15 protein-coding genes are annotated in these 13742 nt (G+C 61.5%); 7 read left to right on the top strand and 8 right to left on the bottom strand.

Going from position 1 to position 13742, the window contains the following annotated elements:
• Positions 1 to 115: 115 nt before the first annotated feature.
• From XH80_RS15955 to XH80_RS15965, 3 genes are read left to right on the top strand one after another with little or no spacing between them, the layout of a single operon-like run.
• Positions 116 to 451 carry a hypothetical protein gene (locus XH80_RS15955; RefSeq protein WP_271599382.1) on the top strand — a complete coding sequence of 112 codons (336 nt, stop codon included), beginning with the start codon at positions 116 to 118 and terminating at the stop codon, positions 449 to 451.
• A complete protein-coding gene (locus tag XH80_RS15960) occupies positions 451 to 579 on the top strand; it encodes a hypothetical protein (protein ID WP_271599383.1) in 129 nt (42 codons plus the stop codon). Before XH80_RS15955 ends, XH80_RS15960 begins: the two co-directional genes overlap by 1 nt.
• A gap of 5 nt (positions 580 to 584) precedes the next feature.
• A complete protein-coding gene (locus XH80_RS15965) occupies positions 585 to 1679 on the top strand; it encodes a Do family serine endopeptidase (protein WP_271599384.1) in 1095 nt (364 codons plus the stop codon).
• Between the two features lie 84 nt (positions 1680 to 1763).
• Here XH80_RS15965 and greA read toward each other — a convergent pair whose 3' ends face one another.
• The 4 genes from greA to XH80_RS15985 all read right to left on the bottom strand — a co-directional run bounded on the left by greA (position 1764) and on the right by XH80_RS15985 (position 5482).
• On the bottom strand, positions 1764 to 2243 hold the full coding sequence (gene greA / locus XH80_RS15970) for a transcription elongation factor GreA (RefSeq protein WP_271599385.1): 480 nt from the start codon (positions 2241 to 2243) through the stop codon (positions 1764 to 1766).
• A gap of 137 nt (positions 2244 to 2380) precedes the next feature.
• The gene (locus tag XH80_RS15975; RefSeq protein ID WP_271599386.1) at positions 2381 to 3343 is read right to left on the bottom strand and encodes an ABC transporter permease; all 963 of its coding nucleotides are present in this window, start codon (positions 3341 to 3343) and stop codon (positions 2381 to 2383) included.
• Complete coding sequence (locus XH80_RS15980) at positions 3333 to 4319, bottom strand: ABC transporter ATP-binding protein (RefSeq protein ID WP_271599387.1); 987 nt, start codon at positions 4317 to 4319, stop codon at positions 3333 to 3335. The genes XH80_RS15975 and XH80_RS15980 overlap by 11 nt, the downstream gene beginning before the upstream one ends.
• On the bottom strand, positions 4316 to 5482 hold the full coding sequence (locus tag XH80_RS15985) for a COG1470 family protein (protein ID WP_271599388.1): 1167 nt from the start codon (positions 5480 to 5482) through the stop codon (positions 4316 to 4318). Before XH80_RS15985 ends, XH80_RS15980 begins: the two co-directional genes overlap by 4 nt.
• Before the next feature lie 661 nt (positions 5483 to 6143).
• Between XH80_RS15985 and XH80_RS15990 the strand changes: the two genes are divergently transcribed.
• A complete protein-coding gene (locus XH80_RS15990) occupies positions 6144 to 6326 on the top strand; it encodes a hypothetical protein (protein WP_271599389.1) in 183 nt (60 codons plus the stop codon).
• 254 nt (positions 6327 to 6580) lie between these two features.
• Here XH80_RS15990 and XH80_RS15995 read toward each other — a convergent pair whose 3' ends face one another.
• Complete coding sequence (locus XH80_RS15995; protein WP_271599390.1) at positions 6581 to 7393, bottom strand: MarC family protein; 813 nt, start codon at positions 7391 to 7393, stop codon at positions 6581 to 6583.
• Between the two features lie 112 nt (positions 7394 to 7505).
• Here XH80_RS15995 and XH80_RS16000 point away from each other — a divergent pair, with 112 nt between their 5' ends.
• Both XH80_RS16000 and XH80_RS16005 read left to right on the top strand, forming a co-directional pair.
• Positions 7506 to 9017: an ATPase domain-containing protein gene (locus tag XH80_RS16000; protein WP_271599391.1), complete on the top strand. Its 1512-nt coding sequence runs from the start codon at positions 7506 to 7508 to the stop codon at positions 9015 to 9017.
• Positions 9007 to 10695 (top strand): ATP-binding protein, encoded by a 1689-nt coding sequence (locus XH80_RS16005; RefSeq protein WP_271599392.1) that lies wholly within the window; start codon positions 9007 to 9009, stop codon positions 10693 to 10695. Before XH80_RS16000 ends, XH80_RS16005 begins: the two co-directional genes overlap by 11 nt.
• A gap of 38 nt (positions 10696 to 10733) precedes the next feature.
• On the opposite strand, the gene XH80_RS16010 is transcribed toward XH80_RS16005, so the two are convergent.
• The 3 genes from XH80_RS16010 to XH80_RS16020 form a co-directional block, all read right to left on the bottom strand.
• Positions 10734 to 10928 (bottom strand): hypothetical protein, encoded by a 195-nt coding sequence (locus XH80_RS16010; protein ID WP_271599393.1) that lies wholly within the window; start codon positions 10926 to 10928, stop codon positions 10734 to 10736.
• A 61-nt stretch (positions 10929 to 10989) separates the two neighbouring features.
• Positions 10990 to 11487 carry an Hsp20/alpha crystallin family protein gene (locus XH80_RS16015; RefSeq protein WP_271599394.1) on the bottom strand — a complete coding sequence of 166 codons (498 nt, stop codon included), beginning with the start codon at positions 11485 to 11487 and terminating at the stop codon, positions 10990 to 10992.
• A 79-nt stretch (positions 11488 to 11566) separates the two neighbouring features.
• Entirely contained in the window at positions 11567 to 12019 is a 453-nt protein-coding gene (locus tag XH80_RS16020; RefSeq protein WP_271599395.1) for an Hsp20 family protein, read from the bottom strand.
• A gap of 594 nt (positions 12020 to 12613) precedes the next feature.
• On the opposite strand from XH80_RS16020, the gene XH80_RS16025 reads away from it, so the two are divergent.
• Positions 12614 to 13738, top strand: a complete 1125-nt coding sequence (locus tag XH80_RS16025) for a glycosyltransferase family 4 protein (RefSeq protein ID WP_271599396.1) — start codon at positions 12614 to 12616, stop codon at positions 13736 to 13738.
• The last annotated feature ends 4 nt before the right edge of the window (positions 13739 to 13742 follow it).

Raw genomic sequence — 13742 nt, forward strand, 5'->3', positions numbered from 1 at the left:
TCTCGCCGCGAGCATCATTGCTCACCAATACGGAACCCCGGGTGGCGACGCACGTCGCGCCGCCGCTCATAACGTAAGCACCATCCCTTTAGAAAGGAGTTATAGGGAGGCACCCATGACCAACGTCAACATTGATGGCGGTGGCATGCATCCATTCTTCCACCCCGCCGCTCATTACGGTTCGCCGACGGAAGTCCTGAATGACAAGGAGCTCTCGACCCCCGAGAAGCGAATCATCCTGTCTTCATGGGCGTCCGACATGTACGCCGTGGAATCCCGTCCCGATTTGCTGGAGATCCCTGGCACCGGCCCTTCGGTACGGTTGAGCGACATACTTGGAGCGTTGCGTCAGCTCGATGGCGGCGACGATGACGATCCGCCCCGTGGCGGCGGCGTCCCCATGCGGTTGCGGCGGCCTTGGGCGGCCGCCGCACAGCAGAGGAGCCTGTGATGGTTACAGAAGCCGTTCTGGGCATCGTTCTGCTTGGCCACGCCGCAGCGGCCTGGGCAATTCCGATCGTGGCATGGCAACGAGAGCTGCTGCCTCTGCTTGATGACTCCACGCGCATGCAGGAGTGATCGAGATGCTTGGTCAGCGAACAATATTGGCATGGGTTTTAGTTGCCGCGTTCTTCGCGTCTCCACCAGCCTCAGCTCAAGTGCCGGACCTGAAGACAGGCGGTACTGTGCCAACATTGGCGCCGGTGGTTCGACAAGTGACGCCCGCCGTAGTCAACATTTCCGTGCATGGCCGTGTGCGCGAAGACAATCCGCTTTATCGTGATCCCTTCTTCCGCGAATTCTTCGACATTCCCAAGCAGGTCGAGAAAGAGGTCAATTCCACGGGTTCGGGAGTCATCGTCGATGCCACGCGCGGGTACGTTCTGACCAACAACCATGTTGTCGAGGGTGCCTCTATGGTCCAGATTACGACCAAGGACGGCCGCCAGCTTTCTGCAAAAGTAATCGGGCGCGATCCCCCTACCGACGTTGCTGTACTGCAGATCCAGAACCCTGTCGGGCTTCAAGGGCTTCGCTTCGGCGACAGTGATGCGCTTGAAGTGGGAGACTTCGTACTTGCGATAGGCAATCCCTTTGGTCTTGGCCAAACCGTCACGTCTGGCCTCGTGAGTGCGCTGGGTCGTACAGGATTGAGCAAAGAAGGTTATGAGGACTTCATCCAGACCGATGCTGCAATCAATCCGGGAAATTCCGGCGGCGCATTGGTCAACCTTCACGGTGAGTTGGTCGGGATCAACTCGGCTATCATTTCGCCGGGTGGAGGTAATGTGGGGATCGGCTTTGCAATTCCTGCAAACATGGCGCGGATGGTCATGGATCAGATTGTAGACAAGGGACGCGTCGAGCGCGGCCGCATCGGGGTCTCACTGCGCGACGTCCAGCCATCGACCAATCAAGGCCGCAACGAAGGTGCGGTCATTGCGCAGGTGTCGCCGGACTCTCCCGCTGAGAAGGCGGGTTTGCGGAAGGGTGATATCGTTACTATGGCGGATGGCCGCCCGATCCGCACGGCCTCGCAACTTCGTAACAAGATCGGTCTCGCGCGTGTCGGCCAAGACGTGAAGCTTACGCTCGTGCGCGGCGAAGCCACGAGCTCAGTGGTCGTCAGAGTCGCCCCGCCAGCTGAGGCGAGTAGCGCATCCACTGGCTTGCGTTAGATGCAAGGCCCAGAGGTTCGCACTCCGAGCAGAATAGAGCGGTTGGGTGGAACGCGCTCAGCCGGAGCGGAGAGGGCTAGTGTTCTATGGCAGCCACCTGACTTCCTCAATCCTGTAGCTCTTCTCGCCGCCCGGTGCCTCCACAGTAACGAACGCCCCCTTCGACTTGCCGATCAATGCCCGGGCGATCGGTGAGCTCACCGAAATCTTGCCTTGAGCAGGATCGGCTTCGGGCTCGCCGACAATCTGGCAAGTTCGTTTCTCGCCTGTATCCTCGTCCCTGAGCGAGACCGTTGCGCCGAACTTGATAGTTTCGCCGGAAAGTTTGGAGAAATCGATGACTTCCGCGCGCGCAAGCTTGGCTTCCAAGTCACCTATGCGAGCTTCATTGAGACCTTGCTCAGTCAGCGCAGCTTGATACTCCGAATTCTCGACGAGATTGGGATCGTCGCCAATCGCCTGCTGGATGCGCTCGGCAATCTGCCGCCGCTTGATCCTGGTGCGGTCACTTAGCTCCGCCTGGAGGACGGCGTAGCCCGCCGCAGTCATGGGAAGGCTCGGCATGGAAATAGCTGACTTTCGGAGGCGCTTTAGCCGACGGCAAGCCCCGACTTGGGGTCATCGGCTGGAAACTGCCCGGAACTATCGTTGTTCCAGAGCACCGCCACCTTCGGATGCTTTGCGCACCCTACAAACGGCCTTCACGCCCGCACCTCCTGCCGTTGGAACAGGACGTAGCCGACGACGAACAGTACGATGGTGCCGGCGATGAGGCCGACGGTCTGTGGCCAGGCAATCGTGACGCTCTCACCGAACGGCAGGGGCGAACCCATCACCGCGCCGCGCAGCTGATCCATGAAGACCGGGCCCAAAGTGCGCGTGGTCGGCGACAGCACCGCGATCATGGCTTCACCGAACAGGTCGTTCGGCGACACCCGCTGCAGCATACTGGTCCAGATCGCGGTCTGCGGATCGTTGAGGCCGAGCATCGCGTAGCGCGGGTCGGGCGGCGAGATCACTTGCGCGATGGCCGGCGCCAGCATGGGATAGAGCACGGTCAGGAACAGCCAGATGCCGAGCGCCACCAGTGCCGCGGTTGCCGGCGAGCGGAACACGATCGACAGCAGCATGGCAAGCGACAGCCAGACCCCGGCATAGAAGACCGCCACGACGAGGAATACCAGCGAGCGCGCGATCTCCTCGCCGCCGGGTGGCACGCCGAGGAAGATCAGACCGAGCCCGATCACCAGCAGCCATAGCGCGGCGAGGCTGATGCCGATGGTGGCGAGCGCGGCGAGATATTTTCCCATCAGGAGCGCATCACGGTAGATCGGCTGGGCGAGGATGCGCGACAGCGTCCGCCGGCTATGCTCGCTGTTGACGGCGTCGAAGCCGAGCCCGATCGCCATCAGCGGGATGAGGAAGCCGAGGATGGCCACGAAGGACGGCAGCGGCGCCTGGTCGGTGGTGAAGAGGCGCAGCAGCAGGAACGGGTCTTCCGCCGTGTTCTGCCGCAGGCTCGTGATCGCCTCGTAAAGCGCGGCGAGCGCCGTGAACAGGATCAGGAGCTCCAGCATCAGCATGCGGACGCTGGAGATGTGATCGGCAAGCTCCTTGACGAAGACCGTGCCGAGGCCCTGGAACGGTGAACCCTCACGCCGCATGACGGTCGCCTCCTTGAGCCGCGGCCTGGAAGTAGCGGGCATAGATCGCTTCCAGACTAGGCTCATCAACCGACAACCGCTTGAGCGCGCCGTCGACCGAGACTACGGCGCGTGCGGCATCCGGCCGCACATCGCGCTCGACGGTCATGCGGAAGCGATCGGACGCCAGCGTCTCCACCTGCGTCACGCCGGGAATCATCGACAAGCGCCGGGCGATGCCCGCGCCTTCCGCCTCGACCTCGACCACAAAGCCCGCGCCGAGTACCTTGACCGACAGTTCCGGCACCGATCCCATCAGCACGATGCGGCCGGCCTGGAACAGCGCGACACGGTCGCAGATGCGCTGCACCTGGTCGAGCAGGTGCGACGACAGCAGCACCGTGACACCCTCGCTCCGGAGCTCGTCGATGAGCGCAAGGAACTCCAGCGTCGCCTGCGGATCGAGCCCGGAGGTCGGCTCGTCGAGAATCGCGATCTCGGCGCGCTTGATGATGATCTCGGCGAGGCCAAGCCGCTGCCGCATGCCGCGCGAGAACGTCGCGACGCGCTGGTTGGCAACATCGCTGAGCCGCACCCGCGCCAGCGCCCCCTCGATCCGCCGCGCGCGTTCGGCCCGGGGCAGGCCCATCAGCTTGGCGGTGTAGGCGAGATTCTCCACTGCCGTGAGCTGATCGTAGAAGCCGACCGCGTCGGGCAGGTAGCCGACACGGCTCTTTACCTTCAGCGGCTCGCGCGCGGGATCGAAGCCGAGCACACTGACCGTGCCGCCGGAAATCTCGGTCAGGCCGAGCATCATCAGGATGGTCGTGGTCTTGCCGGCGCCATTCGGACCGAGCAGACCGAACACCTCGCCCCGCGCGATGTCGAAATCGATGGCGTCCACCACGGCGGTGTTGCCGTAGCGCCGGGTCAGGCCGCGCGCGCTGATCACGATGTCGCGCGGGACGCCGGCGCCCTGTGCCTGGCTGTCGCTCATCGCCGTCCGAACCTTGCCACCGCACCCAGCATCAAGAGCAGCGCAATGCCGATGACCCCGGCTCCCGCTATACCCCACACCGTCGAGGTGCCGACGGTGATGCGGAACTGGCTGGAGGCGCTCTCGCCCCGCGAGGTCGCGCGGATCGTGGCCTGGTAGTCGCCGGCGAGCGACTTATCGCTGGGGGTCACCAGCGCCTGCACCTCGCTGTCCTTGCCGGGCACCAAGCGATCGATGGTTTTGGGTTCGAAGGTGACCTTCCATCCTGTCGGGGCGGTGGCTGCAAGCACGATGTTCTCCGCCGGCGCCGTGCCGGAATTGGTAACGACCACGGGGATCGAGCTCTGTTGTCCTGCGACCGCGCGGGCGCTGAGCAATCCGTCGCGGCCGGAGATCTGGAGCTGCGGCTGGCCGACCACGTCGAGCGCAACCTCGGTCGAGGCCGAAACGTCCTCGGCCTTCACCGTCACCTTGACCGGGAAATGCCCGGCATCGACCGTGCTCGGCGGCCGCACCTTCAATTTGATGTCCTTGGATTCGCCGGCCTTGATCGGGATCGAGGACAACTCCTGCGTACCATAGGCTTCCGCGAAGGAGATCTCGAAGTTGCTTGGCGCCTGTGCATCGAAGCTTGCGACCACGTCGCGGCCGGAATCGTTCTTGATCGCGAGCGTATAATCGAAGTTCGATTTCGGGCTGCCGCGCAGCGACGGCAGGGTCGGAGTCACCGTGAGCTTCGCCGGCAGCTCCTTGGCAAGTGCTATCGTGATCGGAAGCTCCGCACTGGCGCCCTGGCCTTGGGCCTTGACGGTGATTGTCTGCTGGCTGAGATCGGCACCGTTCGGAATCTCGAGCCGAAGCTGCAGCGACACGCTGGCGTCAGGCGCCGGCTGGGCCGCAGCGACCGGCTGGCCGCCGCCGAGCAGCGTCGCGGTCCACCCGGCCGGCACGCCGGCGACCGAGAGCTGATAGGGCTCCGGCGCAAGGCCATAGTCCTGTAGGCGCAGCGAAATGTTGGAGGTGGTGCCCGGCCTCGCTGTGACGGAAGGATAATCGGTCATAAGGTAGAGGCCCTTGATCTCGCGTGCCGGCTCGGCAGCATGGGCCAGGGGGCTGATCAGTGTGAGGACAAATGCAAGACGCGCGACATCAAGCGCTCGCATGGACGACACTCCTGCAAGGAAGATGAACCCGGGATGGCTATCGCACGCCGCCCAAACCGGGGCGCCGGCATGTCGCATGATGGAAGCAATCGTGACGAAGTTGGGGAAGGAAACGAGCCGGCCAGTTACAAGTCTGTGATTTCAGGCATTTTCGGCTCAGACTTTGGTTGGTATTGTGCTCGTCGTCCGAACGCATCGTGACGCGATATGTGATTTTCATACACGCGCAACCGGCGCGGCAGCGCAGTAAGCGCTAGCGTGGGCAAAGGAGCGCGAGCGACGTGCCCACCACTTCTGTCTCGAAGAGCGGCTGGCCAGAAAAGTGGGCACGCATCCGCCTTCGCTCTTCGAGGTCCGGCGGAGCCTTTGCCCACCCGGATTCCTGCCCTACATTCCCGGCTCGATCGGCTTCTCCACCGCCCCGCCGGAACCCGCGCAGTCCTTGAAGCCGCCGATGTATAGACCCGGCTGCAGCCCATGTCGTCCTTGAGCACCTTGCCGAGGCCGCACCCGGGTCGCTTGTCCACGTAGAGGCTGCAGCCCGAGGAACTGCCGGTACGGTCAAGAGTTTAGCGCGTATCGAGAGCCCACTTCGGCGAGACTGAGCGTCCCACGATCGCCTTCCTTGTTGTCGCGAAAGAGCAACACCGGGTTCAGACCAATGTACCAGCACACCGAACTCACGCCTGCGATGACGAGCATAGCAATGCTCCTCACGCGCAAGCAGCACCTGATCAGCCGCCTGGAAGAAAATCCTGGACCAAGGGAGCGCGAGGAGATCGAGCGTCTTCTCGAAAGGGTAGATGCCGAGCTGGACGCACTTGATAGCACGGATCGGCTCTGAGCATTATGTCGATGCGTTCCTATTGCGACCTTGGCGGTGCCGATCAGGAGGACGCCGAATATCTTGAATCGCTGATCCGCCAGGATTTTGAGCGATGCCATCCCGGAGAGACTCTTGACGATCTCAAACGCCGGGCAGCCTTTTCAAGAGAGGACAGAGGATTGCTGCGCGATTGGATGGCGGTCGCGGCACGGCGCGCCGCGGACGAGCGGTCCAGGAGGACTCGGTCCAACTCCGCGGCCTAGTTTACTCGTTTAGGCGGCTCGGTTTACCAGGCCGGGTAGCTCGCTCTTGATTCCGGTCATGATAAAATTTACCGCGATCGCCGCAATGATGAGCGCCATCACGCGCGTCATGACGTTGATGCCGGTTCGTCCCAGGAACCGCTCAACCGCAGCAGCCATCCACAGTGTCAGGCCGATTAACGCGGTCGCGAGGACAGCCGCCGACGCCAAGAATGCCTTGCCAAGCCATCCCGGATTGTCATTCGAAAGAGTGACCATGATGCTCAACTCGGCCGGTCCCACGAGCAAGGGGAATGCAAACGGCGTGATGGCGAGTCCATGTACGTCGACCTCGCTGTAACTCGCTTCGTCGGCGCGAGGAATGAACTTTCCATGTTGCGCCTGGAACATCTCGAACGCGATCACCAGCACGAGCAGCCCGCCTGCGATCCGGAAATCATTGAGGCCCACATTGAAGAAAGCCAGAATCTCCTTGCCGAACATCGCAGATCCAACGAAGAACACGGCGACTGCGCCGCATGCCAAAATGATAATCCGGTGGGTCTTTACTGCGCCAGCACGCCCGGTCATCGCCAAGAACAAGGGGATGGCTCCGACCGGGTTCGTCAGGGCGTACAGGAGGATAGTGGTGCCGACAAACTGGTTCCACGCCACGGTCGTTACTTCCTCTCTGTCAGCTAAGCGACTGTCGTTTTCCGAGATCTTGAGGCAGGCATCGGCTAACTCCGATCCGAGATCGTGGTTTCGGCCCGTGCCGGTGTAGCAGCTTGACTCGGCAGCAGAAATTCGTACGAAATAGACACCGGGAGATGTCCGCGCCAAGGTGCCTGCTGAAGGGCCTGGGCCTTGTCTTCGCGAAAATCACGACAACCACATCCAGCCATGCGGTCGGGCGAACGAAGCCTGCTCGTCGGCGCGCGCTTGCGGAAGACGAATGAACATCCCTGAAACGAGCACCAAGACGCATGCCATCTCCACAGGAATCGCCGGCTTTGACGGCATCCTCGATGGTGGCTACGCGTCACACCGCGTGCATCTGATCGAAGGCCAGCCGGGAACCGGCAAGACCACGCTGGCCTTGCAATTTCTCCTTGAGGGCGCCTCGAAGGGCGAGCGCTGTCTGTACATCACGCTCTCCGAGAGCAAGGACGAACTGAGGCAAGTGGCCGAAACCCACGGCTGGAATCTCGAGGGCATCGAGATCTTTGAGCTCGTCCCGGCGGAACTCAGCCTCGACCCCAAGCAGCAGCAGACGGTGGTTTATGCGTCCGACCTAGAACTCGGGGAAACCACGAAGATGACCTTTGATGAGGTCAAGCGTGTGGCGCCTTCACGCGTGGTCTTCGACAGTCTCTCTGAGATCAGGCTGCTCGCGCAAAACCCGCTGCGATATCGCAGGCAGGTCATTGCCCTGAAGCATTTCTTTGCCCAAGAGGGCTGCACCGCGCTTCTTCTGGATGACCTGACCGACGAAGCCGATGATCTCAATCTGCACAGTCTCGCACATGGCGTGATCCGGCTCGAACATAATGCGCTGCAATACGGCGCCGAACGCCGCAGGCTGCGCATTTTCAAGATGCGTGGGCGCAGCTTCCGGGGCGGCTTCCATGATTTCGTCATTCGCAAGGGTGGACTGGTCCTGTTTCCGCGCTTGATCGCGTCCGAGCACGTCGATGGCTCGTCGGCGGCGGAGCCGCTCCTGAGCGGCATCGACGAGTTGGACCAGCTGCTGGGAAGGGGGCTTGACCGGGGTACCAGTACTCTCCTGATCGGCCCGTCGGGTTCTGGCAAATCGTCAATCGCCATGCAATTCGTCATGGCGGCTCTTGGCCAAGGGGAACGCGCTCTCTTCGTGACCTTCGACGAGACCAAAGCGATCCTGATGAAGCGCGCAGCTGGCATGAGCTGGCATTTGGATCAGCCTATCGCATCGGGACAGCTACTGCTCGAGCAGGTCGACCCTGCAGAGCTTTCTCCCGGTGAGCTCACTGGAATGGTGCGCCGGCGCGTCGAGACTGACAATGTGCGGGTTGTAGTCCTCGATAGCTTGAGCGGCTACCAGAATGCGATGCCCGCCGAGCAGTTCATGCTACTGCTGATGCATGAGCTGCTGACCTATCTCAATCACCGCGGAGTCGTGACGATTTTGACTCTTGCCCAGCACGGACTTGTTGGTTCGATGCAGTCCAGCGTCGATCTCACCTACCTGAGCGATACGGTGCTGCTGTTGCGCTTCTTCGAGGCCGCCGGACGAATTCGCCGGGCGATCTCGGTGCTCAAGAAGCGCACCGGACGCCACGAAGACGAAATCCGAGAGTACCGGCTCGATAACCGTGGGATCCGTGTCGGTCCTCCCTTGGCGGAGTTCCAAGGCGTCCTATCCGGTTCTCCCGTCTATACAGGCCAACACGGCGCGCTCCTTACGACGAGGAGCAATGGACAATAGTGATGCAAGCCCGGAGGGGCCGGTGCTCGTATTGGCGCCGTTCGGCCGTGATGCCCGCGTGGTCTGCTCGGCGCTGCGTGACGTCGGCATCCACGCGTTGCAGCAATCGAGCCTTTCAGAGTTGGTGGGCAACCTGGATGATGCCGCCGCGGCGGTTATTGCCGAAGAAGCGCTGGTCCACGAGCATCGTGGCACATTGGCCGATTGGATTGCCAATCAGCCACCTTGGTCGGATTTTCCCTTCGTGCTGCTGACACTGAGGACGGGCCAAAACGGCGCAGCTCTTAACGAGCAGATTGAGCTGCTTGGTCACGTGACGGTTCTCGAGCGACCACTGGCCGCGACCTCGCTCAGGAGCGCGGTATTGGCAGCCGTGCGCGGTCGCAGGCGGCAACGGCAAGCTGAAAAGTACCTCGGGGAGTTGAAGCGGATGACTGACACGCTGGAGCGGCGCGTGGAAGAGCGAACCGCGCAGCTCTCCGCAGCGAACAAGCGGCTGAGAGAGGAGATGGTGGAACGAGAGCGTACCGAAGTGGCACTGCGTCAGGCCCAGAAAATGGAGGCCGTGGGGCAACTCACAGGTGGCATTGCCCACGACTTCAACAATCTTCTGATGGCGATCATTGGCAATCTCGAGCTGATCGCCCGGCGGGTCGAGGACGAGCGCATTCAGCGATATGTTCGCAACGCCATGCACGGCGCGCAGCGCGGAGCCAAGCTCGTGGGACAGTTGCTCTCATTCTCCCGCAAGCAGCGTCTCGCGCCGGAGCCTGTCGACGTCAACCAGCTCGTGGACACAGTTGCAGAGATGCTGTCCAGAACCCTTGGCGCCTCCATACGGGTCGACGTCGTCACGCAAAAGGATCTTTGGCCTGCACTGGTTGATGCGACCCAACTTGAGCTGATGTTGCTCAATCTTGCGATCAATGCGCGAGACGCAATGCCGCAAGGCGGCCTTCTTACGATCGAGACAAGCGTCCTCCATGGTGTGCCGGAAGACCTGCGGACCGACCTCAAGCCAGGTGAGTATGTCTCAATCGCAGTGAAAGATACTGGCACCGGCATGCCTCCGAATGTTCTGGCCCGAGCTTTCGATCCGTTCTTCACCACCAAAGAGCCCGGCAAGGGGACGGGACTGGGCCTGTCGCAGGTCTACGGGTTTGCCCGCCAGTCCGGAGGGTCCGTGAAAATTGAAAGCGAAGTTGGCCGGGGAACGGTAGTGCGAATCCTCTTGCCACGATCAACCGACGCTGTTGTCGGAAGCAACGATCGACAATCGAGTACTTCAAGTGTGGGGGAAAGGGAGCGCATCCTTGTCGTGGACGACGACGCCAGCGTGCTCGAAACGACGCGGAGCATGCTTGATGATCTCGGGTATCAGGCTATAGCGGCTGACAATTTGGATGCGGCGCTGTCAACTCTGTCCCACCAAGCCATCGATTTGGCAATCATCGATCTCGCCATGCCCAGCGTCTCGGGAGTGGACGTCGGACTTGAACTTCAACGAAAGCAGCCCGGCCTTCCGGTGGTGTACTGCAGTGGCTATCCGGATCTCATTGAACAGACCGGTAAGCGCATGAACGGCAACATGCTGCTAAGCAAGCCGTTTTCTTCCCGGGAGCTCTCCGCCACACTCGAAACGGTGTTGCGCGAAAGGACCAGTCAACACACTGCTTGAGACGGGCGAGGCAACCCAGAGTGTGGCTCTATTTGGATTCAGTCGATGCCGGTCCGCACCATTGCGCGAGCCAACTCCAGCTCGCTGATCGCTTGCCGCAATAACCTGCGGGCCGCGCTCTTGTCGCCGTTTGCGCAGGCCATTTTCAGTTCCTTAATGTGCTGCACTGCCGTCTCCGCGTGTGCGACAACATCCGCAGCCCCTGCAAAACTGGATTTACGCTTGGTGTCCATGGCGGGCACACACCCCCGTGACTGAAGACGGGAGCGGGGACCCGCTCCCGTCGATCTGCGCTCATTTGGAGTTGATCGCGATGCGCTTCACCTTCGATTCCGCTTGTGGCAGCTTCGGCATGGTGACCGTCAGCACCCCGTTCTTGAACGCGGCAGAGATCTTGTCCTGATCCACGTCCTCGACCGGGATACGGCGTTCAAACCGGCCATAGTAGCGCTCGCTGAACTTGCGATCCTTGTCTTCCGTCTCGGTCTTCTTCTCTCCCTTGATTGAGAGAACGCCGTTGGCGAGTTCGACTTGAACATCCTTTTCGTCCAGGCCCGGCAGCTCTGCCGTGACCTTCACGTCCTTGTCGCTCTCATTGACCTCGATGCTCGGCCAGTTCATCGACTGCTCGAAAAAGCTGCCACCGATTGGTGCGACATCAAAGCCGCGGAAGACGTCGTCGAACAGCCGGTTCATCTCCCGATGCAGGGCAAGAACCGGATTGTAGTTTTCGGAGCGACGGGTGGTCAGATCACGACCACGGCCCCAGGGGATCAGATCAGTGATAGCCATAGTGTTTCTCCTTTCGTTTTTTCAAAGGCTCGCGACGCGGCGAGGCCACGCCACGAACTCCAACTGCGAGTAGGCGGTATTAGGCCGCTTGCTTGTTCTCAACTTGCTGGTGGTCGCCACCTGTGCTGATCGCAATCTGGCGGGGTTTCATCGCTTCCGGGATTTCCCGTACCAGATCGATCTTGAGCATGCCGTTCTCGAACGAGGCGCCCTTCACCTGCACGTACTCGGCCAGATTGAACATCCGCCGGAACGGGCGTGAAGAGATGCCCTGATAGAGGTATTGGTGACTGCCCTTCTCGGCCTTGCGACCCTCAACGGTCAGCGTGTTCTGCTCGGCCGTGATGGAGACCTCGTCGGGCGTGAAGCCCGCAAGAGCCAGCGAGATTTGATAGTGGTCCTCGCCGACGCGTTCGATGTCGTAAGGGGGATAGTTGTCCCCGGTCCATCGGCCGGAGTCCTCGAGAAGGTCGAACAGACGATCGAAACCAACGGTCGATCGCCACAGGGGAGCAAGATCAAGCGTGGTCATAGCCATATCCTCCATTGAGCAACATGGTTCTGGGCGCTTCGGACACCTGCCTGGCGCCCGCTGACCGGGCCCTGTCACAGGCGCCCGGTGCGCGATGGCTCGCGCTTTCACCCATCAAGTTAGAAGCGGACCCGGTCGTTTCAAGTCCCGCCGGCATCTTGCGAAAACTGCAATGCCGCACCCATGTTCTTCGGCGGGTCCGCTGAGGTGAAGGATTCATTCCTGGCAGCTCTGCCCCGCCGCGGCCGGTCCCGCCAAGCACACTGACTCGCGAGAGTGACCATGGCAGCAGCCCTTGATGATGACGTTATCGAAACGGCGCTTCTGGAATCCTTTCCAGCGAGTGATCCGCCGTGCTTTGCCGCCCTCGGTGTCAACATCGGCTCTCCAGGCCGGACTGGCGCCCGGCGCGCGCGGCCAAGCCGCGATGGTAGCGCGCTGTCACCGCCCACAGGCCGCACCACGGCAGCGATCCTGGAACGAGTGGCTGCTTCTCGGATTCATAGCGCTGCCGCACGCCGGCTTGGCCATCTGGCAAAGCCGGCCGAATCTCACGCTTAAAAAATACATCCGACTAGACGAACGGAGGACCGAATGAAGATCGCGCAGATCGCCCCGCTATTCGAGAGTGTACCGCCCCGGCTCTATGGCGGGACCGAGCGGGTCGTGCACTACCTGACGGAGGAGCTGGTCAGGCAAGGGCACAAGGTCACTCTGTTTGCGAGCGGGGATTCGATCACATCGGCTGAACTCGTCCCCTGCACGACCCAGGCCCTCCGGCTCGATCCGGATGTCAGAAATTCGATTCCGCACCAGATGCTGCTGCTGGACAAGGTCCGCGAACGCGCTGAGGAGTTCGACGTGCTTCATTTCCACGTCGACTACATGCACTTTCCACTGTTCCGCACGCAGGCCGGACGGACCTTATCGACCCTCCATGGGCGCCAGGACCTGCCCGACCACATGCCGTTCTACGCCCATTTCCCCGAGATGCCCCTGGTCTCGATCTCCAACGCCCAACGAGCGCCGCTGCCGAGGGCCAATTTCGTTGCAACCGTCTACCACGGACTACCGCTCGATCTGCACAAACCAACTCTCCAGCCTACTGGCGGCTATCTAGCCTTCCTCGGACGAATTTCCCCGGAGAAGCGACCTGACCGCGCCATCGAGATTGCGCGAGCAGCAGGACTGCCGTTGAAGATTGCCGCGAAGGTCGACAATGCCGACGAGGCCTACTTCCGTGGCACCATCGCGCCGCTGCTCGACGGTCCAGGGGTGGACTTCATCGGCGAGATCAACGAGGGCGAAAAGACCGGATTTCTTGGCAACGCGACAGCGCTGTTGTTTCCGATCGATTGGCCGGAGCCCTTCGGCCTGGTCATGATCGAGGCCATGGCCTGCGGCACGCCGGTCCTGGCGTTCCGCGGCGGATCGGTCGCCGAGATCGTTGAGGACGGGATCACCGGACGCATCGTCGAGAGCGTCGAGGAGGCCGTGCAAGCCATGCCGTCTCTTCTGGCGCTGGACCGCAAGGCCGTGCGCGCCCGTTTCGAGGAGCGCTTCTCCGCCACCCGTATGGCTGCCGAATACGTCAAGCTTTACCAGAAGCAGCTGCGAAAGCGCCCTGCATCCGAACGTCACCTGCATAGCCTCGCGGGACATTCAATCGCAAGATTGCATGCTCAGGCGGAAACTGGGTTTCAAAATGAAGCCAATTGAGGAG

The sequence above is a fragment of the Bradyrhizobium sp. CCBAU 45384 genome, assembly GCF_028128665.1.
GTDB classification, from domain to species: Bacteria; Pseudomonadota; Alphaproteobacteria; order Rhizobiales; family Xanthobacteraceae; genus Bradyrhizobium; species Bradyrhizobium manausense.